The 24175-nt window shown below is 30.1% G+C and carries 19 protein-coding genes and 3 pseudogenes; 20 read left to right on the top strand and 2 right to left on the bottom strand.

The window, feature by feature from the left end:
* The 4 genes and pseudogenes from M4I33_RS16375 to M4I33_RS16350 all read left to right on the top strand — a co-directional run.
* Positions 1 to 84, top strand: a pseudogene (locus M4I33_RS16375) (NADH peroxidase); the annotation flags it as partial.
* Positions 85 to 271: 187 nt separating this feature from the next.
* Complete coding sequence (locus M4I33_RS16900) at positions 272 to 2671, top strand: DNRLRE domain-containing protein (RefSeq protein ID WP_308368242.1); 2400 nt, start codon at positions 272 to 274, stop codon at positions 2669 to 2671.
* 180 nt (positions 2672 to 2851) lie between these two features.
* Positions 2852 to 4294, top strand: a complete 1443-nt coding sequence (gene cls / locus M4I33_RS16355) for a cardiolipin synthase (RefSeq protein ID WP_257917804.1) — start codon at positions 2852 to 2854, stop codon at positions 4292 to 4294.
* 42 nt (positions 4295 to 4336) lie between these two features.
* Positions 4337 to 4513: a hypothetical protein gene (locus M4I33_RS16350; RefSeq protein WP_257917803.1), complete on the top strand. Its 177-nt coding sequence runs from the start codon at positions 4337 to 4339 to the stop codon at positions 4511 to 4513.
* A gap of 270 nt (positions 4514 to 4783) precedes the next feature.
* Here the strand turns inward: M4I33_RS16350 and M4I33_RS16345 are convergent, their stop codons facing one another.
* Positions 4784 to 5599: a hypothetical protein gene (locus M4I33_RS16345; protein ID WP_257917802.1), complete on the bottom strand. Its 816-nt coding sequence runs from the start codon at positions 5597 to 5599 to the stop codon at positions 4784 to 4786.
* A 590-nt stretch (positions 5600 to 6189) separates the two neighbouring features.
* Here M4I33_RS16345 and aroF (M4I33_RS16340) point away from each other — a divergent pair.
* From aroF (M4I33_RS16340) to M4I33_RS16280, 13 genes are all read left to right on the top strand, one after another.
* Entirely contained in the window at positions 6190 to 7203 is a 1014-nt protein-coding gene (aroF, locus tag M4I33_RS16340) for a 3-deoxy-7-phosphoheptulonate synthase (RefSeq protein WP_257917801.1), read from the top strand.
* A gap of 124 nt (positions 7204 to 7327) precedes the next feature.
* A complete protein-coding gene (gene aroB, locus M4I33_RS16335) occupies positions 7328 to 8380 on the top strand; it encodes a 3-dehydroquinate synthase (protein ID WP_257917800.1) in 1053 nt (350 codons plus the stop codon).
* A gap of 11 nt (positions 8381 to 8391) precedes the next feature.
* Positions 8392 to 9669: a 3-phosphoshikimate 1-carboxyvinyltransferase gene (aroA, locus tag M4I33_RS16330; RefSeq protein ID WP_257917799.1), complete on the top strand. Its 1278-nt coding sequence runs from the start codon at positions 8392 to 8394 to the stop codon at positions 9667 to 9669.
* Entirely contained in the window at positions 9662 to 10759 is a 1098-nt protein-coding gene (gene aroC, locus M4I33_RS16325) for a chorismate synthase (protein WP_257917798.1), read from the top strand. Before aroA ends, aroC begins: the two co-directional genes overlap by 8 nt.
* Complete coding sequence (locus M4I33_RS16320; protein WP_257917797.1) at positions 10747 to 11877, top strand: chorismate mutase; 1131 nt, start codon at positions 10747 to 10749, stop codon at positions 11875 to 11877. The genes aroC and M4I33_RS16320 overlap by 13 nt, the downstream gene beginning before the upstream one ends.
* A gap of 3 nt (positions 11878 to 11880) precedes the next feature.
* The gene (gene aroE / locus M4I33_RS16315; RefSeq protein ID WP_257917796.1) at positions 11881 to 12690 is read left to right on the top strand and encodes a shikimate dehydrogenase; all 810 of its coding nucleotides are present in this window, start codon (positions 11881 to 11883) and stop codon (positions 12688 to 12690) included.
* A gap of 11 nt (positions 12691 to 12701) precedes the next feature.
* The gene (locus M4I33_RS16310) at positions 12702 to 13205 is read left to right on the top strand and encodes a shikimate kinase (protein WP_257917795.1); all 504 of its coding nucleotides are present in this window, start codon (positions 12702 to 12704) and stop codon (positions 13203 to 13205) included.
* A 6-nt stretch (positions 13206 to 13211) separates the two neighbouring features.
* Positions 13212 to 13646 carry a type II 3-dehydroquinate dehydratase gene (aroQ, locus tag M4I33_RS16305; RefSeq protein WP_194191136.1) on the top strand — a complete coding sequence of 145 codons (435 nt, stop codon included), beginning with the start codon at positions 13212 to 13214 and terminating at the stop codon, positions 13644 to 13646.
* 84 nt (positions 13647 to 13730) lie between these two features.
* Positions 13731 to 14744, top strand: a complete 1014-nt coding sequence (aroF, locus tag M4I33_RS16300) for a 3-deoxy-7-phosphoheptulonate synthase (protein ID WP_257917794.1) — start codon at positions 13731 to 13733, stop codon at positions 14742 to 14744.
* Positions 14745 to 14771: 27 nt separating this feature from the next.
* Entirely contained in the window at positions 14772 to 15614 is an 843-nt protein-coding gene (locus M4I33_RS16295; RefSeq protein ID WP_257917793.1) for a prephenate dehydrogenase, read from the top strand.
* A gap of 135 nt (positions 15615 to 15749) precedes the next feature.
* Positions 15750 to 18491, top strand: coding sequence for a sigma 54-interacting transcriptional regulator (locus tag M4I33_RS16290; RefSeq protein WP_257917792.1), 2742 nt, complete (start codon positions 15750 to 15752; stop codon positions 18489 to 18491).
* A 168-nt stretch (positions 18492 to 18659) separates the two neighbouring features.
* Positions 18660 to 18965 (top strand): PTS lactose/cellobiose transporter subunit IIA, encoded by a 306-nt coding sequence (locus M4I33_RS16285; RefSeq protein ID WP_308368236.1) that lies wholly within the window; start codon positions 18660 to 18662, stop codon positions 18963 to 18965.
* A 366-nt stretch (positions 18966 to 19331) separates the two neighbouring features.
* Positions 19332 to 20609: a PTS sugar transporter subunit IIC gene (locus M4I33_RS16280; protein ID WP_257917790.1), complete on the top strand. Its 1278-nt coding sequence runs from the start codon at positions 19332 to 19334 to the stop codon at positions 20607 to 20609.
* 64 nt (positions 20610 to 20673) lie between these two features.
* Here M4I33_RS16280 and M4I33_RS16275 read toward each other — a convergent pair whose 3' ends face one another.
* Positions 20674 to 21225 (bottom strand): class IV adenylate cyclase, encoded by a 552-nt coding sequence (locus tag M4I33_RS16275; RefSeq protein WP_257917789.1) that lies wholly within the window; start codon positions 21223 to 21225, stop codon positions 20674 to 20676.
* Positions 21226 to 21431: 206 nt separating this feature from the next.
* Between M4I33_RS16275 and M4I33_RS16270 the strand changes: the two are divergent.
* The 3 genes and pseudogenes from M4I33_RS16270 to M4I33_RS16260 all read left to right on the top strand — a co-directional run.
* Positions 21432 to 23033 (top strand): annotated as a pseudogene (locus M4I33_RS16270) (Na/Pi cotransporter family protein).
* 213 nt (positions 23034 to 23246) lie between these two features.
* Entirely contained in the window at positions 23247 to 23828 is a 582-nt protein-coding gene (locus M4I33_RS16265; RefSeq protein WP_257917788.1) for a peroxiredoxin, read from the top strand.
* Positions 23829 to 23903: 75 nt separating this feature from the next.
* Positions 23904 to 24098, top strand: a pseudogene (locus tag M4I33_RS16260) (nucleoid-associated protein); the annotation flags it as partial.
* Positions 24099 to 24175: the final 77 nt, after the last annotated feature.

Raw genomic sequence — 24175 nt, 5'->3', positions numbered from 1 at the left:
CATGACACAGTTCATGAAATGTGTAAAGATGAAGCTAGACACGGAAAAGCATTCAAAGGTTTATTAGAAAGATACTTCGCTTAATTTCAATATATTAAAAGACCCTAGATTAAATTCTAGGGTCTTTTTTGCGTATATAGAAAACTATAAATGAAAGCAATATATATTATTTAATTTGATAATTAAAGTAAAATATCATAAAAAATAAATCATTAACAATACTGAGGATGAAAGAATATATTATAGTGATTATTTTAAGGTGGTGAAATTATTGGAATATAAAAAAATAAGAATAAAGGAGGCAACCTTTGTTTCTTCTATGTATCCCGATAAAAATTTTAGTGATAAAGATATCCTTATAGTTGGTAGAAATCAAAAAGATGAATTAATAAACAGTTTAGATACTTTCATCAAATTTAATATACCAACTAAAAAAGGTAAGGTATACTCTGCAAAACTATGCGTTTTTTTAAAGGATATAAGTGATGAAAAGTTTGAATGTATACCCCTAAAGTTATACTATAATACAGAAAATTTTGATGCAAAGACTATTACTTATAGCACAGAGCCTAAATCAGTATTGATTAAAAATGATTTACTTGTATGTGATAAAGATAAAGAAAAATACATTCAAATTGATATAACAGATGTTGTTAAGAACTGGGAAGATGGTTCTAAAGAAAATTTTGGAATAAAAATTGTAACTAATGATTCAGAAAATATAAATAGGGTAGTATTTTCAAAACATGGTATAGATGAGGAAGCTTATATTTTATTAGAATATGATTTAAAAGAAGATATAGTTGAAATACCAAAAGAAGAGAAGAGAAATGAATTTGTTGAAAAAGAATACAATAAAAAACCTAGTCATAGCTGTAAACATGATAAATCTGATCACTGTAAAAAAGATCCATGCAGACATGATTGTTGCTGTGAGGGGCCAGTAGGGCCAGAGGGACCAGAAGGACCAAAAGGACCGCAAGGACCAAGAGGAGAATGCGGGCCAGAAGGACCACAAGGAAATCCAGGAGAACGTGGGAAGAGGGGGCCACAAGGTGAGATAGGACCAATAGGACCATGCGGAAAGAGAGGACCACAAGGGCAAGAAGGACCAGTAGGACCAGTAGGGCCACAAGGACCGCAAGGGCCACAAGGACCAGAGGGACCAAGAGGAATAAAAGGTTGCATAGGTGAAAAAGGAGATAAAGGAGAAAGAGGGGAAGAAGGACCTAAGGGAGATCCAGGTGACATAGGACCTAAAGGAGAGCAAGGACCAAGAGGTATACAAGGGGTTCAAGGTGAAATAGGACCTAAAGGAGATAAGGGAGACCCAGGTGATATAGGTCCTAAGGGAGATAAAGGAGATAAAGGAGATCCAGGAATAAAAGGAGATCCAGGTGAAAAAGGAGATATGGGACCTGTAGGACCCGAAGGCGAGATGGGTCCAATAGGTCAAAAGGGTGATAAAGGGGATAGAGGAGAACGAGGAGAGAAGGGAGATAAAGGAGATCCAGGAGAACGAGGCGAAAAAGGTGATATAGGACCAACAGGACTAAAAGGAGACCCAGGAGAAAGAGGACCGGAAGGACCAACAGGACCTCAAGGAAATAAAGGTGAAAAGGGAGATAAAGGAGAGAAAGGTGACAAAGGTGAACGCGGAGAACGTGGAGAGCGAGGACCTGAAGGAAGAAGAGGAGAAAAAGGACCAATAGGACCACAAGGTACTCAAGGTACCCAAGGAAATCAAGGTGAAATTGGACCTAAAGGAGAAAGAGGAGATGAAGGACCAATAGGACCAAAAGGTGATCCGGGGGAACGTGGAGAAGAAGGGCCAATAGGACCACAAGGAGATATAGGACCGGTAGGACCAGAAGGACCACAAGGAATAAGAGGCCCTATGGGACCAGAAGGACCAAAGGGAGATAAAGGGGAACGTGGAGAAAAAGGAGAAAGAGGTGAAGAAGGACCAGAAGGTAAGATAGGGCCACAAGGAGAAAGAGGAGAAAGAGGACCGGAGGGTAAAATAGGACCTAGAGGTCAAAAAGGAGAAGCAGGGCCTAGGGGACCAAAGGGAGATCCAGGTTGTATGGGTCAATCAGGATGTCCAGGACCAAAAGGAGAAAAAGGAGACCCTGGCTGTCAAGGTCCAAAAGGAGAAAGAGGAGAAAGAGGAGAAAAAGGAGATTCAGGATGCAGGGGACCAGAAGGTAAGAGGGGACCTAGGGGAGAAAAAGGAGATCCTGGTTGCCAAGGACCTCCAGGATGTAGTGAAACTAGAAATAATGCATATTTTATATCAGAAGGCTGCATTATAGTACCACCTAGAAGGTCTATACATTTTGAAGTTAATGCAGAATTAAATGGTAGAGATATAATTCATACAGAAGGTGAAAGTGAAATAATTTTAAGAAAACATGGAGTATATTTATTTAACTTTAATACTTCTGTAAGTAGCGAAAATAGAGGCGTATGTGAATTAAAATTGGTTAGTGAGCATAAACAATATGCTACATGCATAACAGATTTAATAAGACAAGATGTTCTATTAAATGTTAGTGGTACAGCTATAATTTCAGTAGGAGAGGAGCCTTTAAAAATAAAACTTATTAATGATAGTAAGTGTCCTGTTAATTTCTATTTTACAAGTATGACTATAGTTAAATTAGCATAAATATTTTAAGATATAGGGATGTTTATTTTAAATTAAACATCCCTTTACTTTTTAGAGTAAAAAAATCTTTTAATTATTTAAATTTATTTTAACAATGTTATGATTTAAAGAGTGATTAATTGATAAGAATATATAAAAAAGTTATAATTTAGTAAAGAATTAGAAAAGGAGGTAAATGCTATGAATATTTGGGTTATACTTGGATCTATTTTAATAGTTTTAAATATAATATTTTCTTTTTCAGTAATTTTTATTGAAAGGAAAGACCCTACAACAACTTGGGCTTGGCTTTTGATATTTATCCTTTTACCGGGTTTTGGATTTATAATATATCTTATACTTGGGCAAAACTTTAGTAGAGCTAAATTATTTAAAGAAAAGACAGTAATAGATAAATACAAAAAAGAAAAACTTCAAGAATCTTTAGAGGATCTTGAAGAAGGGGAAAATAATGGGGAGCAGTATTTTGATCTTAGAAAAATGAATTTTAATAATTGTGGTGCTAGATATACTAAGCAAAATAGTGTTGAAATCTTTGTAAATGGGGAAGATAAATTTAAGAGCCTGATAGAAGATATAAGAAATGCTAAAAAATATATCCACATACAATACTATATTTTTAGAAAAGATATATTAGGTAAAGAAATTATAGAAGAACTTGAAAAGAAGTTAGAAGAAGGTGTTGAAGTTAAACTACTTGTGGATAGTATGGGATCTTATGCTTTAACTAAACATAAACTAAAAAGGTACTTAGACCTTGGAGGTAAATTTGCTATATTTTTCCCAGGTATTTTGCCACATATAAATACACGTATTAATTATAGGAATCATAGAAAGATAGTTGTTATTGATGGGAAGTATGGATATGTTGGAGGATACAACGTAGGAAAAGAATACGTAAATTTAGATAAAAAAATAGGCTTTTGGAGAGATACTCATATCAGAATTAGAGGTAAAGCTGTAAATGATCTAAACGAAAGATTTTTATTAGATTGGTGCTATGCAGCTGATGAAGAAATAACATCTTTAGATAAGTATCTATATAAAGATGAAGAGGATTTAGACATAGAAAAAACAGTTGGAATTCAGATAGTAACAAGTGGACCAGACCACAACGAAGAATATATAAAAAATGCCTATATTAAAATGATTAATAATGCAAAGAAAAATGTATATCTGACTAGTCCATATTTCGTTCCAGATGAGCCTATGCTCGAAGCTATAAGGTTATCGGCGTTATCTGGGGTAGATGTTAGAATATTAATTCCAGGAAAACCAGACCACAAATTTATGCAATGGGCTGCAAGTTCTTATATTGAAAGTCTTTTAGTAGCTGGAGCTAGAGTGTATTATTACACTAATGGGTTTGTTCACGCTAAAACTTTAGTTGTAGATAGTGCTGTATCAAGTATTGGAACAGCTAATATGGATATAAGAAGCTTTAGTTTAAACTTTGAAGTAAATGCATTTATTTATGATGAGGAAATATCAAAAAACTGTGAAGAACAATTTATGAAAGATTTAAATTACTCAAAAGAAGTTACAGAAGAAGAATTTAAGAAGAGAAGTAATTGGTTAAAAATGAAGGAATCTGTTATTAGATTACTCGCACCAATCCTTTAATATGATATAATTATTTATATTAAAATTTGGAGGTTTCAGTAGATGTTTACTAAGGAAGAGCTATCAGTTATAAGTGAAGCATTAAAAATAGCAGATGCTAAGTATATGAAAGAAATAGAAGAAGGAAATAGAAATTTAGCTGTTTCTGCAAATAGAAAGCAAAAGAAACTTTGGCTTGTGCAAAATAAGCTTAAAAAGATAATGAGCGAAAGCAAGTAATAATAAAGGAGTGTTAAACTTATTAGTTTAGCATTCTTTTTTTGCATATGAGGCTTTATAGTATTTATTTATATTCAAAAAAAACTACACCATTGTTACGAAATATTATTGGTACAAGGGATTTTCGCTATATTGCTATAAATTTTTGATATTTTGGACAAGTATAAATTGTTAAGACAAGCTACTCAAAAAAAGATAAAAGTAGACAAGTAAAAATAAGAAGGACAAGCTATTAATATATACTTATATTAGGGGTTACTTTAAGAAAAATTAAATTACTTTTACACAAAAAATAGAACTTATTAAATTAGATAAAATAGTATGTTTTTCATAAGATCCTTCGTAAATATATAAGAACCAATTTAAATAAACTTGCAGATATTTTGTAGCAACACTTCTAAATTTTCTAAGCCATCTTCTTAAATTCAATATAAAATCAGAACAATTATTAAGTAAAGTTTCACCTTCTTCTTTAGAAATTTCTAATTCCTTCTTTTTATGAAGAGCGTAGTTTAATTTTTTTGATACAAGGTAAGAAAACCTATCTTTTCCTGGCAGGAAATAAGTATTAAATATAGGATTAAACTCATTTAATAAATTCTCTATAGATTCTTTTGTAGGGCTCATAGAATCAAAGGATATCTTAGCTAGAGAATAATTGTTTTTATTGATAGTAGTAGCTACGAATATATTTTTTCTTCTAGAAATAGTGCAAACGGGAGGAGTCTTTTGCCCCTTAAAATTTTCTAAGAATTTAGTATGTCTCATAGCTGTAACTATATGAGTTCTTCTTGAATCTGTATAAGTTCCAATATGCTTTAGTATCTTGTGTCGCCACCTAAAAGAAGTTTCTATACAAATATTTAATCTATCTGCGCAATCTCTTATAGTAGCACCAGATAACATAAGACGAGTATATTTATCCCAAAGTTCTACACTCTTTCTAGTGTTATGCCAAACAAGCCCAGTTCCTTCGTTAAAGGTTTTAAGACAATCCTTGCATTGATACCTTTGGACGCATCTATATTTACCGTATTTAATAAAGTGTTTTGAATCACAATGGGGACAAGTAGATGTATGTACCATAATCTCACCTCGAAAAATTTTGATTTTTTTAGTTATTTTGATTATGGACATAAAAAAATGCCTTTATTCAGGTGATTTTATTAAAATACCAACAAAGAAGCAAAACAATCTTGTAGTGGAAGTTAAAATTACTATGGAGGTAGTGATACTAGAGTAAAATTCAAATTATAAAGTGCATTTTAAGTTTTGGTGCTTTTATTTATATTTACAAATCTTTATAAAAGTATTAAAATAATAAAAATTACAGAAAATTACTGACAAATAAATAAAAATATGATATTATTATAAAAAATTCATTTTAGGAGGAAGAAAATGGTAGAGTTAAATAGAAATTATATAGCAAAATTTTATAACTTTTTTTACTTTATATTCTGGGGCTTTTATTTTAGCGCTGGCTATTTATTCTGCACAAAAAAATATTTTTCTAAAATGAGCGAAAATTACAGTTGATGTATAATCATCATAACTTTTAAGAGAATAGTATTATAAATTTTTGATACTTAGAAGAGCTCAAATTATTTTGGGCTCTTTTTTTATAATATGGCTTAGGCCAATTATTCAATAAATATATTTCGAGAGGGGCTATAAAAATGATAGTTATTTTAAAACCAAAAACGAGTGAGGAAGAAATTAAAAGGCTAACAGACGAATTACAAGTAGAAGGGGTAGAGGTAAACCCTGTTATAGGAAAAGATATAATTATCTTAGGACTTGTAGGAGATACAAGTAAAATTGATAAAGACAGAATAGAAGCAAATAAGAACGTAGAAAAGGTTATGCACGTTCAAGAACCTTTCAAAAAGGCAAATAGAATGTTTCATCCTGAAAAGACTATTGTAGATATAAATGGTCAAAAAATAGGCGGGAAAAAGATAGCTTTAATTGCAGGGCCTTGTTCTGTTGAATCTAGAGATCAAATTTTAGAAGTTGCAAATTCTGTTAAGAAATGTGGGGCAAATTTCTTAAGAGGAGGAGCATTTAAACCTAGGACATCACCTTACAGTTTCCAAGGTTTAAAATATGATGGGTTAGATTTATTAAAAGAAGCTAGAGAAGAAACAGGACTTCCTATAGTAACAGAAATAATGTCACCTTATGATATTGAAGTGTTTGAAAGAGATGTAGATATAATTCAAGTTGGAGCTAGAAATATGCAAAACTTCGATCTTTTAAAAGAACTTGGTAGATTAAATAAACCAATACTTTTAAAGAGAGGCTTATCATCAACTATAGAAGAATGGCTTATGTCAGCTGAATATATTATGGCTGGAGGAAACGAAAATGTTATCCTTTGTGAAAGAGGGATAAGAACATTTGAAACTTACACTAGAAATACTTTAGATTTAAGCGCAATACCAGCTATTAAAAAGTTAAGTCACTTGCCAGTTGTAGTAGACCCTAGCCACTCAGCAGGTAAAGCTTGGATGGTTGAAGATTTATCAAAGGCTGCTGTTGCTATAGGGGCTGACGGACTTATTATAGAAGTTCATAACAACCCAGCTAAAGCTTTATGTGATGGTCAGCAATCAATAAAACCTTCAGAATACGAAGAATTATTAAATAAATTAAGACCTATTGCAGAAGCAGTAGGAAGAGAAATATAAGCTTATTAAAGAGTTATTAAAATTTTAATGATACAATATAGTCATTAATAATTTCTTTTGCTCTTTTAAAACTTTTAAAAGAGCAAAAAGAGATACCTAAATTTAAGTTTGGAGGTATTTACTTTTGAGAACGCTTAAGGTGAATTTAAAAGAAAATTCTTATGATATAAAAATAGAAAAAGGAATATTAAAATCTTTAGGAAAAGAAGTTAAAGAAGTTTTTAATGGCGAAAAGATATTTATAATAACAGATGAAAATGTTGATAAATACTATGGAACTTTAGCAAAAAATTCTTTAGAACAAGAAGGATTTAAAGTAGAAAAACTAGTTTTAAAGCCAGGAGAAGAAACTAAATCTTTTGAAACTATGCCTAAAATTTATGATAGATTATTAGATTTTAAATTAACTAGAAAAGATTTAATAATAACTTTAGGAGGCGGAGTTATAGGAGATATAGGAGGCTTCAGTGCAGCATCATTTTTAAGAAGTGTACCTTTTATACAAGTACCGACTTCACTTTTAGCTCAAGTTGATAGCAGTGTTGGAGGTAAAGTTGGAGTTGATTTACCTAGAGGTAAAAACTTAGTCGGGGCATTTTATCAACCGAAGAAGGTTATAATAGATCCTTTAGTTTTAGAAACTTTAGAAGATAGATTTTTTAGAGATGGAATGGCAGAAGTTATTAAGTATGGATTTATACGATCAAAGGATCTTTATTTAAAACTTCTAAAACTAGATTCAAAAGAAAAACTTATGGAAAACATAGAAGATATAATATATGAATGCTGTGATATAAAGAGAACTATAGTTGAAAGAGACGAAAAAGACTTAGGTGAAAGAATGGTATTAAACTTTGGACACACTTTAGGTCACGCTATAGAAAAATACTATGGTTTTAATAAATACACTCACGGAGAAGGTGTAGCTATAGGGATGTATAATATAGCAAAGCTTTCAGAGGAAAAAGGTTTAGTATCTGAAAATTATAAGGACTTAATTAAAGAGATTTTAATTCAAAATGGTCTGCCTTTTAATGTTAGTATAGATGAAAAAGAAGAGATAATAGAAGCTATCTCTTTAGATAAAAAGAATATGGGAAGTACTCTTAAAGTAATCATAATGAAATCACTTGGAAATGCTGAAGTTTATGATACTACTATAGATTTTTTTAGGTAGGTGAAATATTTTTGGGAAATTACAAAATTTATAATAAAAAGTTAGATGGATGTGTAAATATTCCACCTTCAAAAAGTATGGCACACAGAGCAGTTATCTGTGCAAGTTTAGCAGAAGGTGAAAGCATAATAGAAAATATAGATTTATCAGACGATATAATATCTACAATTAACGGAATGAAAGAGTTTGGAGCAGATATTAAAATAGATAAAGATAAACTTATAATAAAAGGAATAACAAACCTTAATAGAGAGTTTAAAGGTAATAGAATAATAGATTGTAATGAATCAGGTTCTACTTTAAGATTTTTGATTCCAATAGGTTGTCTCTTCTCTTCAGAAAATAATTTTATAGGAAGGGGAAACTTAGGGAAAAGGCCGTTAGATACTTTTTATGATATCTTCAATCTTCAAGGACTAAAATATTCTTTTAATAGTGAAAAGCTAGATTTAAAAGTGTTAGGAAAATTAAAACCCTCTGAATTTAATGTACCTGGAAATATAAGTTCTCAATTTATAACAGGTTTATTATTTGCACTTCCTCTTTTAGATGGAGATTCTAAAATAATAATAAAAACAGAAACTGAATCTAAAGGATATATAGATTTAACTTTAAAAGCACTTAAAGATTTTGGGATAGAAATAATAAATAAAGATTATAAAGAGTTTATTATAAAGGGAAATCAAAAATATAAACCTAGAAATTACAGAGTAGAGGGTGATTATTCAAGCGGAACTTTCTTCCTTTGCGCTGATGCTATAGGAAATAATGTTTTATGTAAAGATTTATTAAAAGACTCTCTTCAAGGAGATAAAGGTGTTATAGATGTGTTAACTAAGATGGGCGTAGAATTTAATATAACAAATAATGAAGTTATAGGAAAAGCAGCTAAAACTAAGGGAATAATTATAGATGCATCTAGCATACCAGATGCAATTCCAGCTTTATCTGTAGTAGCTTGCCTTTCAGAAGGAAAGACAGAAATTATAAATGCTAAAAGGCTTAGAATAAAAGAGTGTGATAGATTAAGTGCTATAGTTAAAGAACTTAAAAAACTTGGTGGAAATCTTGAAGAAAAAGAAGATAGTATAATTATTTATGGAATAGAAGAATTTCAGGGAGGTTCTATAGTTTGGAGTCATAGAGATCACAGGATTGCTATGATGCTTTCAATTGCAGGAACTAGATGCAAAAATCCTATTATAATAGAAGATATAGAATGCGTTAGTAAATCATATCCTAAATTCTTTGAAGATTTTAAGGCGTTAGGAGGTAAGATAGATGAGTAGTTGTTTTGGAAAAGATTTAAAATTATCTCTTTTTGGAGAATCTCACGGTGTAGGGATAGGAATCACAATAGATGGACTTCCAGCTGGGTTTGAGATTGACTTAGAGGAAGTAGAATTTGAAATGGCAAGAAGGGCACCTGGAAAAAGTAAACTTCAAACTTCTAGAAAAGAAGGGGATAAAGTTGAAATTTTAAGTGGTATATTTAACGGAAAGACTACAGGAACGCCTATTTGTGGAATTATAAGAAATAAAGATACAAGGTCTAAAGATTATGGTAAATTAAAAGATTTAATGAGACCTGGGCATGCTGATTACACTGGTACTATAAGATATTCTGGTTTTAATGATTTTAGAGGTGGAGGGCATTTTTCAGGTAGGATAACTGCACCTTTAGTATTTGCAGGGGCTATTTGTAAGCAGATTCTTAAAAGTAAAGGGATAGAAATAGTTTCTCATATAAAAAGTATAGGTGAAATAGAAGATAAAAGCTTCGACTATACTTCTATAGATACAAAGTCTTTAGAAAGTTTAAAATATAAAGAATTACCTTTTTTAAATGAAGATTTAGAAAAATTAGCAGAAGAAGAGATAATAAATGCAAAATCTTCTTTAGATTCTGTTGGTGGAGTAGTAGAGACAGCTATAGTAAATGCTTTTGCTGGAATCGGAGATCCCTTTTTTGACTCAGTAGAATCTACATTAGCTCACCTTCTATTTTCAATCCCAGCTGTAAAGGGAGTAGAGTTTGGAGAAGGGTTTAATATGACTAAGATGAGAGGCTCTAAGGCTAACGATGAGATTTATTATGATGAAAATAATGAAGTTCTAACTAGAACTAACAACAACGGCGGAGTTTTAGGAGGCATAACAAACGGGATGCCTATAGTTTTTAAAACAGCTATAAAACCTACAGCATCTATATCTAGAAAGCAAAATACAATAAATATCGGTACTATGGAAAATGAAGAATTAGTTATAGAAGGAAGACACGACCCTTGTATTGTAGGAAGAGTTATACCAGTTATAGAGAGCGCTTGTGCTATATGTATGATAGAGCTTATGAAAGGAAGATTTGAATGGATGCTTTAGAAGGCTATAGAAAAAGAATAGATGAAATAGATAGTGAAATTACAAGATTATTTGAAGAGAGAATGGATGTAGTTTTAAAAGTAGCTGAATATAAAAGAAAAAACAACTTAGAGATTTTTCACAAAGGAAGAGAAGAGGTTGTTATAAAGAAAAATATAGATAGGCTAAAAAATAAAGACTACGAAAGAGAAATAGAAAAGTTTTATAATAGCCTTATGGAAGTTAGTCGTGAACTTCAAGGAAGAAAGCTAAATAGAGAAAAGGAAAATTTAGATATAAAAGAATTTAAAATAAATGAAGAAGATATTATAGGATTTCAAGGAGTTTTAGGATCTTTTAGTGAAGAGGCTTTAATAGAGTATTTTGGAGAAAACACAAAATCAAAATCTTATGAAACCTTTGAAGATGTTTTTAAAGGGATAGATAAAGGTGAAATTAAATATGGAATTTTACCTGTAGAGAATTCCTGTACAGGAGGAATATCAGAAGTTCATGATTTACTTATAAAATATGATTTTCATATAGTTGGAGAAGAGAGCATTAAAATATCTCATAATCTTTTAGGGGTTAAAGGAAGCAGTTTAAAAGATATAAAAGAAGTTTACTCTCACGCTCAAGGATTTAGCCAAAGTTCTGACTTTTTAAAAGAACATAAGGATTTACTTCTTATACAATTTAAAAACACAGCTATATCTGCTAAAAAAGTAATGGATTCAAAAGATAAAACCCTTAGTGCAATAGCATCTAAAAGGGCAGCAGATATTTATAATTTAGATATATTAAAAGAAGGAATAAATAATCTAGACAGTAACAAAACTAGATTTATAATAGTAGCTAAAGAACTTTTAAAATCTAAAGACAGCAACAAAGTAAGTGTTGTTTTCTCACTAGAAGATAAACCAGGTACTCTTTATAAACTTCTTAAATATTTTTCTGAAAATAATATAAATATGAGTAGAATAGAGTCAAGACCTACTAAAAACGAGGCTTGGAAATACTATTTATATATAGATTTTGAAGGTGGACTTTATAATTTTGGAGTATTAAAGGCTATAGATTTAATAAAACTTAATAGTCAATACTTTAAATTACTAGGTTGGTATAAGAAAGGAATATAGATTATGGAACTTTACGGTTTAGTTGGAGAAAAGTTATCTCACTCACTATCTCCAGAAATTCATAAAGAAATATTCAAAAAATTAAAAATTAAAGGTGATTATTGCCTTTTTGAAGTGCCAAAAGAGAGGATTAAAAGCCTTGAAAATTCGATTAAAACCCTGTCTATTAAAGGGGTTAATGTAACTATACCTTACAAAGAAGAGGTTATTAAAAGTTTAGATAAAATTTCAGATGAAGCTAAAAAAATCGGTGCTGTAAACACTATTGTTAATAAAAAAGATATATTAATAGGATATAATACTGATTACTATGGTTTTAAATATATGTTAGAGTGGAAAAATATAACCTTAAAAGATAAAAATGTGGTAGTTCTTGGAACTGGCGGTGCTAGTAAAGCTGTAGTTACATATGCTATAGACCAAAATGCAAAAAATATTTATTTAGTTAGTAGAAAAAATAAAGAGTATTCTATTTTAAATGATAAAATAGAAATTATTGATTATAATAAATTAAAAGATATAAAAGGAGATGTAATTATAAATACAACTCCTGTGGGAATGCATCCAAATACTGAAGCTTCACCTGTTTCAAAAGAAGTAATTAAAAATTACGAAGCTTTAGTAGACCTTATTTATAATCCTACAGAAACTTTATTTTTAAAATACGGAAAAGAGTTAAATAAAGTTACAGTGCATGGTCTTATGATGCTTGTAGGTCAAGCTGTTAAAGCTGAGGAAATTTGGCAAGGTAAAAAAATTGATGAAGAAGTTATACTAGATATCTATAAAAATTTAGAAAAAAGATTTTCTTAAGAGGTGTTATTATGAATGATAAAATCATCCTAATAGGAATGCCAGGGTGTGGCAAAACTACTATAGGTAAAGTATTAGCTAGAGAATTAAATTATAACTTTTACGATATGGATGAATACATTGAAGAAAGAAACAATAAGACGATAAAAGAGATCTTTAACAAATCTGAAGAAGAATTTAGAAACCTTGAGACAAAAGCCTGCGAAGAACTTATAAATAAAAAACGAGTTGTTATTTCAACTGGTGGCGGGGTAATAACTAGAGATAAAAACGTTGAGATTTTAAAAGATGGTATAATAGTTTTTATCAATAGACCTTTAAGTATGATTTTAGAAGATGTAGATGTTTCAAATAGACCACTTTTAAAAGGTGGAAAAGAAAGACTTTATAAGCTATACGACGAGAGATTTTTAAAATATAGAAAAGCCTCTCATATTGAGATAGTTAATGAAGGTTTTCTAAGGGATACTATAGATAAATTAGAAGAAGAACTTAAAGGGAGGATTAAGGAGTAGATATTTATGAAAGTGATGGTTATTAATGGACCAAATCTAAATATGTTAGGAATTAGGGAAAAGGGCGTTTATGGAGAGGAAACTTTCGATGATTTAATAAAATACATCAAAGAAGAAGGGGAAAAATCAGGACACCAAATTGAGTTTTTCCAAAGTAACATAGAAGGTGAAATAATTAATTCCATCCAAAGGGCATATTTTGAAAACTTTGATGGTATAGTGATAAATCCAGGTGCTTATACCCACTATAGCTATGCTATACATGATGCTATTAAAGGAAGCAACATAAAAACTGTAGAGGTTCATATTTCTAATATTCACACTAGAGAAGAATTTAGAAAAGTATCAGTTACAGCAAGTGCATGTATAGGACAGATATCGGGGTTTGGCTTTTACGGATATATAATGGGGCTAAATGCATTAGAAAATGCGTTAAAGTAGTGCTTAGATTTATAGTAGGTTAAGTAGGGCAGAAGGAGAATTGATTTTAATTTTAGTACTATATGTAGTTTAGGAGGAAGAAAAATGATTATAGTAATGGATCCAAATGCTAGTATGGAAGACATAAATAAAGTAAGTAGCTGCTTAGAATTAAATGGACTTAGAGTGAATTTATCAAAAGGTGATTCACATATGATAGTTGGAGTTATTGGGGATGCTTCAAAATTAGATTCTAATAAACTTTTAAGATTTGATGGAGTACAAAAAATAGTAAAAGTAGAAGAACCTTTTAAAAAAGCCAACAGATTATTTAAGCCAGATGATACTATAGTAGACGTAAATGGTATGAAAATAGGTGGAGGAAATCTTGGGATTATGGCAGGACCTTGTTCTGTTGAAAGCGAAGAGCAAATTATTGAAATAGCAAAAGACGTTAAAGCATCAGGTGCAAACTTCTTAAGAGGGGGAGCATTTAAACCTAGAACTTCTCCTTATAGTTTCCAAGGGTTAGAACTTGATGGATTAAAACTATTAAAGAAAGCTAAAGAAGTTACAGGATTACCTATAGTTACTGAACTTATGTCTACAGATTACATAGATGATTTTGTAGAAAATGTTGACGTTATACAAATTGGGGCAAGAAACATGCAAAACTTTGATCTTTTAAAGCAACTTGGAAAAACAGATAAACCAGTTCTTTTAAAGAGAGGTTTATCATCAACAATAGAAGAATGGCTTATGTCAGCTGAATATATTATGGCTGGAGGAAACGAAAATGTTATCCTTTGTGAAAGAGGGATAAGAACCTTTGAAACTTATACTAGAAACACTTTAGATTTAAGTGCTATTCCAGTAGTTAAAAAATTAAGTCATTTACCTGTTATAGTTGATCCAAGTCACGCTGCTGGATACTGGTATCTAGTAGAGCCTTTAGCAAAGGCAGCTATTATGGCTGGTGCAGATGGTCTTATGATAGAAGTTCATAATGACCCTAAAAATGCACTAAGTGATGGGCAACAATCAATAAAACCAGAAAACTTTGATGATCTTATGAAAAAGATAAAAAAAATAGCGGAGTTTGAAGGAAAAACTATATAAAAGGGTAAAAAATTTGGGGGGCTATATATGAAAATTGTTATTGTTGGGCTTGGTGTAATCGGTGCTTCTTTTGGTATGGGACTAAAAGAAGCTGGTTACACAGAAGTGTATGGTATTGATAAAAATGTAAAAACATTAGAAAAAGCTAAAAAAATTGGTATAATAAAAGAAGGATATACTAATGGGGAAGAAATAATAAAAGTAGCAGACCTTATTATTGTTTCAATATATCCTAAATTAATAGAAAATTTTATAAAAAGTAACATCAAAAACTTTAAAGATGGAACTGTTATAACAGATGTAACTGGAATAAAGGAGATGTTTATAGATAATATACTAAATATATTACCAAAAAATATCGATTTTGTTTTCGGGCACCCGATGGCAGGAAGAGAAAAAAAAGGTATAAACTATGCATCTAGTGATGTATTTAAGGGGGCAAATTACATTATTACTCCTACTTTTAAAAATAAAGAGGAGAATATAACTTTAATCCAAAATATTGCATATGAATTAGGATTTAAAAGAGTAAAAAGGATAAGTAGTAAAAAACATGACGAAGTTATTGCATTTACAAGTCAACTTCCTCACGCAATTGCAGTAGCACTTATTAATAGTGATATAGAAGGAAGAGATACAGGTGCATTTATTGGTGATAGTTACAGAGATTTAACTAGAATTGCTAATATTAACGAAGAGCTTTGGAGCGAACTTTTTATTGGAAACAAAAATAATTTACTAGAATGTATGGACAAATTCAATGAAGAGTTTAAAAAGGTTAGATTAGCTATAGAAAAATCAAATGAAGAATCATTAAAAGATATGTTTAAAAAATCTACTTACAGACGAGAAAATTTAGATGATTTATAGTCTTATTTTATAATGTGGATCTTTAAAGAGGGTGTGGAAAGGATTTTCTATGCTCTTTTATTAACAAATTTTTTAATGGGGTTTGAAAACCTTTAATAGGTTTAGTGTAAATTATGCACACATGGAGGGATACGGATGAGAAGAATTAACGAAGTTTTAGAAGTTCTTATTGAATTAGAAAAAAAAGGTGAAAAAGGAATATCAGCTAAAGTTTTAAGTGAGAAGATGAGTTTAGATAGAGCTACTGTAAGTAGGTATTTAAATAACTTATACAAAGAAGGCGCTGTTTCAAAGATAGAAGGAAGGCCCGTCTTGTATGTAGTTAAAGGAGAAGAAAGCTCTAAAAACGAGATAATAGAAGGCTCTAAAGATAAAGAGAAATTAAATAATAGCTTAGATAGGCTTGTAGGTGCAGATGCTTCACTTGGAGTTCCTATCCAGCAAGCAAAGGCAGCTGTTTTATATCCACCAACAGGACTTCATACTTTAATCTTAGGAGAAACTGGGGTAGGTAAATCTATGTTTGCCGAAGCTATGTATGATTTTGCAAAAGAATCTAAGGTTTTAGATGCAAATTCTCCTTTCGTAAGGTTTAACTGCGCCGATTATGCAGATAACCCTCAGCTTGTAATTGCACAGATTTTTGGAGTTAAAAGAGGGGCTTACACAGGTGCTGATAAAGATAGAGATGGTCTTTTAAAGCAAGCCGATTCAGGTATATTATTTTTAGATGAAATACACAGACTATCGCCGCAAGGGCAAGAAATGCTTTTTACATTTATAGATAAGGGGCAGTTTAGGCCACTTGGTGATACAGAAAATTTAATTAAGGTAGATGTTCAGATAATTGCTGCAACAACAGAAGATCCAAAATCATATCTTCTAAAAACTTTTACTAGAAGAATACCTATGACTATAACGCTTCCTCCTTTAAGAGAAAGAAGCCTTGGTGAAAGGTATAAACTTTTAGAAGAGTTTATAAAAGCAGAATCTAAAAGATTAGGTGAGAGCATTTACTTTAATAGAAATGCTCTCATTTCATTTTTATTATATGAATGTTCAAACAATATAGGACAATTAAAAAGTGATATACAATTAGCTTGTGCAAAGGCGTTTTTAAATTATAAATCAAACAATAAAAGTATTATTATAGTAGAACAATCTGACCTTCAAGGTGCTGTTAAAAGAGGAATAATGAAATTAAAAGAACATAGAAACGAAATAGATAAGTTATTCCAAAACCTTGATGAAGTAATAAAATTCTCTTATAAAGATAAGGGAGAAAAAGAAATAGAAAAAGATAATGAAAGCGTGTATTCAGGAAACGAGCAGGATTTATTTTATTCAGTAATAGAAAATAAATTAGAAAAGCTTAAAAATAAAGGTTTAAAAGAAGATGAAATAAAAGAAATTTTAAATGTTGATATAGAAGATTATTTTAGAAAATATATGAGTAGCCTAGATGGAAGCTTTAGAAAAGAAGAAATAAGTAAAATAGTCAGTAGCAAAGTTGTAGATATAGCAGAAAAAGCTGTAAACTACGCAGCTAAAAAGCTTCATAGAGAATATGATGATAAAATTTATTTTGGATTAGCACTTCACCTTCAAGGAAGTATAGAAAGGCTTTTAAACGGGGATAAAATATATCACCCTAAGCTTAATTCTATTAGAAGTGAATACAAAGATGAGTTTATGGTAGCTATGGAAGTATCTAAAATGATAGAAGATGCTTATGGAGTAGAAGTTCCTTTAGATGAAATAGGCTATATAACTATGTTTTTAAAAGATACTTCAAAGGAACTAGAAAAAGAAAGAGAAAACAGAGTTGGAGTTTTAGTTATAATGCACGGTGAGTCAACAGCTAGCAGTATGGTTAAAGTTTCAAACAAACTTATAGGGGAAGAATACGTTGAAGCTTTAGATATGCCTTTATCTATGAAAGCTGAAGATATGCTTAAAATAGTTAGAGAAAAAGTTAAAGAATTAGATAAAGGAAAAGGCGTAATAATTTTAGCAGATATGGGATCTTTAGTTAATTTTGGCGATATAATTAAAGAAGATACTGGTATAAATATTAAAACAGTAGATATGGTTACAACTTTAACTGTTATAGAAGCTGGAAGAAAAGCTCTTATAGGAAGAGATATAGATTCTATTTATAGAGCTTGTAAAAATTTAAATACATTTGGTTTAAAGATAGAAAAAGAAACTAAAGAGAAAAAAGGCTTAGCTATAATTACAACTTGCTTTACAGGGGAAGGTTCTGCTGAAAAGATAAAGAAAGTAATTGAAGAAAATATCATAGCAGGGGATAAGGTTAAAGTAATCCCAGTTGATATAATAGATAGTGAAAAGTTTCATAAAAATATAGAAGAGCTTAAAAATGAATATAACATAATTGCAATAGTTGGTACTGTAAATATGAATGTTTATGATATCCCATTTATAACTTTCCCAGAACTTTTAGGTGGAAATGGATTAGAAGTTATAAATTCTACTATAGTTGAAGAAATAAATTATAGTAAAGTAACTGAATCTTTAAAAAGCCAAATAAAAGAATTAGATGCCTATAAATTAAGTGAAGATATAAAAAATGCTATTAAAAGTATAGAAGATAACTTAGATATAAAAATCGAAAAGAATGCAAAGCTTGGGGTCTTTATGCATTTATGCTTCCTAGTAGATAAACTACACAAAAAAGGAAAGGAAACTCCTTTTGTAGGGTTAAATGAATATAGAAACGAGCATAACAAAGATTTTATTTTAATAAAGAATAGTTTAAAGATTTTAGATGACACTTATAAAATAAATATTGGAGATAACGAAATTGCATACATCGTAAAGATGGTTTTAAATAATAGTGATTCAAAAGAATAAAATTAAATTAACATAGTGTGTACACGTTTTACACACAGGAATTCAGTAGTTTTCACAAAAAATCACCTAAAATAGAGGGTTTTTATAGTTAGTGTGTAGGAAAAAACTTGGCATGATAATTGCTTTAATATAATTGCATACAAATTTAAAATGAAAGAGGTTGTTAAAATGGAAGAAATCATAATGAATTTAATAATGCATAGTGGAGAAGCAAGAAGTTACGCAATGGAAGCAATGGCAGATGCAAAGGGTGGAGATATAGAAGGAGCTAGAGAAAAAATAACTAAAGCTTCAGAGCAATTAACAGAGGCACATCATTCACAAACTGCTTTAATTCAAGGAGAAGCTGGTGGAAACAAAGCTGAGTTCTCATTATTATTAATGCATGCTCAAGACCACCTAATGACTACAATGACTTTAAAAGATATCGCATCAGAAATAATTGATATCCACGAAAAATTACAAGCTAAATAATTTAAAATGTATTATAGTGTTCGATTTATATATAAAGAGCTGTTATGAAGTTTCATAACGGCTCTTATTATTTTTTTTAAAATAATAAATTCAATAGAGTTTACTAGTGTGTATATTATTAAAATAAATAATATTGTATATAATGGATAAATTTAGACACACAGTTACAAACTGTGCAATTTGAGAATCTTTTTTATGAACGAAGTGTGCATTAGATTAAAAAAGTCTTAAAACCTAGTTATATCAATGGTTTTAACTTAATTAAAAAAGTTATAAAAACTTGGCATGGGACTTGCTATAAATATAAGTGCAATATTAAAACCTTTTCAAAAGAAACTAGTAACGTATAAAAAGGAGGAAAACACAATGGACAAATTTATGAAGTGGATGGAAGATCATTTCGTTCCAATCGCATCAAAAATTGGAGCACAAAGACACTTAGTGGCAGTAAGGGATGGTTTCGTAACTATCATGCCATTAGTAATTGCAGGATCATTTGCAGTACTTATTAATAACTTAGGTTTTGAACCTTATCAAAACTTTATGAATTCAATACTACCAGCTAACTGGAAAGATTTCGGAGGTAGTATTTGGAATGTAACATTCGGACTTATGTCACTACTTATTGTATGCACAATATCATATAACTTAGCTAAGAGCTATGACAAAGATGGTATGGCAGCATCAGTAGTATCACTTGCATCATTTATGGTATTAAACCCACAATTAATCTTCGACAAAGTAGCTACTTACAGAGTTGATGAATTTGGTGCAAAAGGAATATTTGTCGCAATTATCGTTGCTTTAGTTGCAACTGAGATTTTTGTTAAACTAGTTGGAAATCCAAAACTAGTTGTTAAAATGCCTGATGGGGTTCCACCAGCAGTAGCAAAATCTTTCGCAGCTTTATTACCTTCAATAATTGTATTAGTAATAGCAACAGCTATAAGATTTATCTTTGTTGGTATTGGTATAGATAACGTATTCGATTCAGTTTATGAAGCAATTCAAAGACCATTACAAGGAGCACTAGGAAGTTTTGGTGGATTAATTATATTAATATTAATGCAACAAATAATCTGGTTCTTTGGATTACATGGTTCTAACATATTAGCGCCAGTAATAAACGCAGTTTTATTACCATTATTATTAGAAAACTCAAAAGCTTTAGAAGCAGGAGCTGTTCCAACTCACATAGTTAACAGCCAATTCTTAGATTCATATATAAATATGGGTGGATCAGGAACTACAATCGCTCTACTTATAGCTATATTTATAGCAGGTAGAAGATCAAAACAACAAATGACTATAGCAAAACTTGCTATAGCACCAGGATGCTTTAATATTAATGAACCAGTTATATATGGTATGCCATTAGTATTAAACCCAATATTCCTAATTCCATTTATATTAGCACCACTAGCTTCTGGATGTATAGCTTACTTCTTAACAGTTATAGGCTTCGTACCACCAGTAAGTATAGCAGTTGGTTGGACAACTCCACCAATATTAGGTGCAATGCTTTCTACTAACTCAATAATGGGTGCAGTAGTTGCAGCAATTTGTTTAGTAGTAGCAATATTAATTTACTTACCATTCGTAAAAATTGCTACTAATCAAGAATTACAACAAGAAGGCCTATAATAATATTTTTTTCTAACTACTCAAATAGAGGCTTCGCACTAGTTTAGTGCGAAGCCTCATTAATTTATTTATTATTTTTTTCTTTATATTCAGCTATAAGTTCGTAAATAGTTTTTGATGTAGTATCTTTTAAAGTATATCCTAAAAGCTTAAGTGTTTCTTCTAGGTTTTCTACAGAAGAAGTTTCAATCTCTATATAAGGGAAAGGGCAAAAAGCCTTATCGTTTATATCTATTTCTATTAAAGAATGATTTAATCTGTAGCTTTCTCTATATTTTTTAATAGATTCAGTAAGCTCTAAACCTAAAGATTTATAAATACCTTCTGCCATAGTTTTATCTAAAGCTATAGTTTCGTATTCTTCCATTTCTTTAAAAGTTCCTTGAGATAGCATTTTTTTAGTAGTTAGATAAATTACTTCTTTATTATTTAATTTATCAAAGACAGTTCTAATTCTAGCATAGCCCTTTACTTTTCTAAGTCTCATATCAGAAAAATCATAAAGGTCATTTATTTGATCTTCAGATTTAACTAGTTTAGCACCTAAATTTTTAAGCTTATTTCTTATATCATCTACATCGATATCTATTACTCTAGTTTCTAATTCTTTACACATATTACATTCCTCCTAAAAGTTTTATATAGTATAATTTTATAGCTATAAATAGTAAAAATAAAGAAAATATAAAGATTAAGTTAAGGAATTGTTCAGATATTATGAACAAACTGTAAATAAAACGATAAATGTATTAACAATGTTAAATATAATGTATAGAATGTTAAATGTAATAACTAAAGAATATATTTTTGGAGGATACATAATTGAACATATTTATAACTATATCAGGTCTAATTGGTGGATTAGGGTTATTCTTATACGGTATGAAGCTAATGGGAGACGGCTTAGAAAATGCAGCTGGAGACAAGCTTAAGTCAATAGTTGAAAAAGTTACAAGCAATAGGTTCATAGGAGTTGCAATAGGTGCCTTTGTCACAGCAATAATACAAAGTTCATCAGCAACTACAGTAATGGTAGTAAGTTTTGTTAATGCTGGAATTATGAATTTAATTCAAGCAACAGGTGTAATCATGGGTGCAAATATTGGTACTACAATAACAGCACAAATGGTATCTTTAGATTTAGAATCTGTAGCACCTTTCGTTATTGGAATTGGGGTTTTCATACTTTTAATTGCAAAAAGTAAGAAAAATAGAGATATAGCAAATATACTTCTAGGATTTGGTTTATTATTCTTAGGAATGGGATTAATGTCAGATGCTATGAAGCCACTTGCAGAGTCAGATTTATTTAGAGAATTCGTATTCTTAGTTGGAAATAATCCAGTGCTTGGATTACTTGCAGGTGTAGTTATGACAGCGGTTATCCAAAGTTCATCAGCAACTACAGGAATACTTATAGCACTTGCATCAACAGGTGAAATAGGATTAAACGTAGCACTTCCTATAATTCTTGGAAGTAATATCGGTACTTGTATAACAGCAATACTTGCATCAATAGGTGCAAACAAGATAGCTAAAAAAGCAGCAGGTATCCATTTAGCATTTAATATAATTGGAACTTTAATATTCTTACCATTTGTAGGATTATTAGTAGATGTAGTAACAAAGATGAGTCCAGATAGTATAGTTAGACAAATAGCAAATGCGCACACTATATTTAATATAGTAGTAACATTATTACTTCTGCCATTTGCAAATCTTTTAGTATACTTAGTAAATAAGATAATTCCAGGAGAGGATAAAATAAAGCAAACTGGAGCTATCTATATAGATGACAAATTATTAGAAACGCCAGTAATTGCCTCAGCTCAAGTTCAAAAAGAGACAGTTAGAATGGCAAACTTAGCAAAAGATAACTTCGAACTTTCTATGAAAGCATTTAATGAAGGTAATGAAGAAGATATAGCTAAAGTTTATGAAAATGAAAAACTTATAAATACTTTAGAGAGAGATATTGCAGATTACTTAGTTAAGTTATCTCAAACTGAACTTTCAGATGAAATCTCAACAGAAGTTACTTAAACTTTTAACGTAATAAACGACGTTGAAAGAATAGGAGACCACGCTAAGAATATAGCTGAACTTGCTATGGAAAAAATAACAGAAAAAGTTCAGTATGATGATGAAGAAAAGCATGATTTAAATGTAATGTATACAAGCACATTTGAAGCTTTAGAAATGGCTATAACAACTTATGATAAACGTGATACTAGAGATATTATAGCTGTAGGAAAACTTGAAGGTGCTATAGATGAGATGGAAAAAGAACTTAGAACATCTCATATTAAGAGCTTAAATAACAGAAAGACATCAGCTTATGGAACTGTAATATTCCTAGATGTTATAAGTAACCTAGAAAGAATAGGAGACCATGCTGTTAATATAGCAGGTACAGTTCAATAAAATAGGTTTACTTAAGGTTAATTTATATAACTTTAACTAAAAAAGATGCTACATATTATTTATGTGGCATTTTTTTATTTTTTATCTTAAAATTTTAATAAGAAAATCTTAATTTTACTCAAAAGTATGGCATAAATTGTTAATATAATATATAATTAATCCTTGTTATAATAGATATATCTAGGGAGTTTATATAGATTAGAGGAGATAATTATGAAAGTATTAGAGGGATATAGTGCGGAGTACTTTAGAAGTAAAGATTCTAAAGGAATAGAGATTTCTTTAGATCAATATAGAGGGAAATATTTACTTTTATCTTTTTATAGATATGCAAGTTGTCCGTTTAGCCAAAATAGAATTAATGAGATTATTAAAAGACAAGATGAACTTAATTCAAATGATATAGAACTTATAGGAGTTTTTCAATCACCTATAGTTAGCATAAATGAATTTTTAGGAGATAAAAATATAGATTTTCCAATTATCGCAGACCCAGGTAAAAAAATATTTGAAAAATATAAAATCAAAGAATCTATCTTAGGTTTTGTAAAGGTATATTTTAAGCCTAAGAATTTCGTAACACTTATTAAAGAATGGTTTACTATAGATAAGATGGAAGGAAATAAAACTACAGTTCCAGGAGAGTTTTTAATAGATAGAAACGGAAAAATAATAAAAGCTTTTTATGGAAAAGATATAGAGGATAATTTAGATTTAGATTATGTTTTAAAAACTGTAAAAAGTATAGAAAATCCAAGTGAAGATGAAGAAGAAAATATTAAACAGGAGAGTTAACTCCTGTTTATTTTTATGGAAGCGATATGTTAAAATAGATTTTAAGAGCGTTTTTTTGGAGGTAAGTTTTAAATTATGGAATATATTAGTGATATTAATATAAATGAAGCGATAATACATATTCTTGATAATAACGGGGGAGAGCCTGTACTTAATGAATATCCTTTAGAATTAAATGAAGATATTTATAAATTTTTACATAAGCATATAGATAAATGTTTTAAAGATGAAGAATTAAGATATGCTAAGTTTAAGCCTGAGAGAAGTATAAGCTTCGTTTTCCTTGCAAGTTATACATAAAAAATCTTTTGGAAAAATAATATCTAAAATTGAATCATAAATAAGAT

It is taken from the genome of Clostridium sp. LY3-2, from assembly GCF_024705715.1.
Taxonomy (GTDB): domain Bacteria; phylum Bacillota; class Clostridia; order Clostridiales; family Clostridiaceae; genus Clostridium.
The sequence above is the reverse complement of the archived record's forward strand: the minus strand, read 5'-3'. Positions and strand labels throughout refer to the sequence as shown.

What these genes read in the sequence shown, in the direction of transcription:
- M4I33_RS16275 (WP_257917789.1), bottom strand. Translation starts at nt 21,225, where the DNA reads ATGTGTAAAGAATTAGAAACTAGAGTAATAGATATCGATGTAGATGAT.
- M4I33_RS16280 (WP_257917790.1), top strand. Translation starts at nt 19,332, where the DNA reads ATGGACAAATTTATGAAGTGGATGGAAGATCATTTCGTTCCAATCGCA.
- M4I33_RS16350 (WP_257917803.1), top strand. Translation starts at nt 4,337, where the DNA reads ATGTTTACTAAGGAAGAGCTATCAGTTATAAGTGAAGCATTAAAAATA.
- M4I33_RS16320 (WP_257917797.1), top strand. Translation starts at nt 10,747, where the DNA reads ATGGATGCTTTAGAAGGCTATAGAAAAAGAATAGATGAAATAGATAGT.
- aroF (WP_257917801.1), top strand. Translation starts at nt 6,190, where the DNA reads ATGATAGTTATTTTAAAACCAAAAACGAGTGAGGAAGAAATTAAAAGG.
- M4I33_RS16265 (WP_257917788.1), top strand. Translation starts at nt 23,247, where the DNA reads ATGAAAGTATTAGAGGGATATAGTGCGGAGTACTTTAGAAGTAAAGAT.
- M4I33_RS16310 (WP_257917795.1), top strand. Translation starts at nt 12,702, where the DNA reads ATGAATGATAAAATCATCCTAATAGGAATGCCAGGGTGTGGCAAAACT.
- cls (WP_257917804.1), top strand. Translation starts at nt 2,852, where the DNA reads ATGAATATTTGGGTTATACTTGGATCTATTTTAATAGTTTTAAATATA.
- aroC (WP_257917798.1), top strand. Translation starts at nt 9,662, where the DNA reads ATGAGTAGTTGTTTTGGAAAAGATTTAAAATTATCTCTTTTTGGAGAA.
- aroF (WP_257917794.1), top strand. Translation starts at nt 13,731, where the DNA reads ATGATTATAGTAATGGATCCAAATGCTAGTATGGAAGACATAAATAAA.
- M4I33_RS16290 (WP_257917792.1), top strand. Translation starts at nt 15,750, where the DNA reads ATGAGAAGAATTAACGAAGTTTTAGAAGTTCTTATTGAATTAGAAAAA.
- aroQ (WP_194191136.1), top strand. Translation starts at nt 13,212, where the DNA reads ATGAAAGTGATGGTTATTAATGGACCAAATCTAAATATGTTAGGAATT.
- M4I33_RS16285 (WP_308368236.1), top strand. Translation starts at nt 18,660, where the DNA reads ATGGAAGAAATCATAATGAATTTAATAATGCATAGTGGAGAAGCAAGA.
- aroE (WP_257917796.1), top strand. Translation starts at nt 11,881, where the DNA reads ATGGAACTTTACGGTTTAGTTGGAGAAAAGTTATCTCACTCACTATCT.
- M4I33_RS16295 (WP_257917793.1), top strand. Translation starts at nt 14,772, where the DNA reads ATGAAAATTGTTATTGTTGGGCTTGGTGTAATCGGTGCTTCTTTTGGT.
- M4I33_RS16345 (WP_257917802.1), bottom strand. Translation starts at nt 5,599, where the DNA reads ATGGTACATACATCTACTTGTCCCCATTGTGATTCAAAACACTTTATT.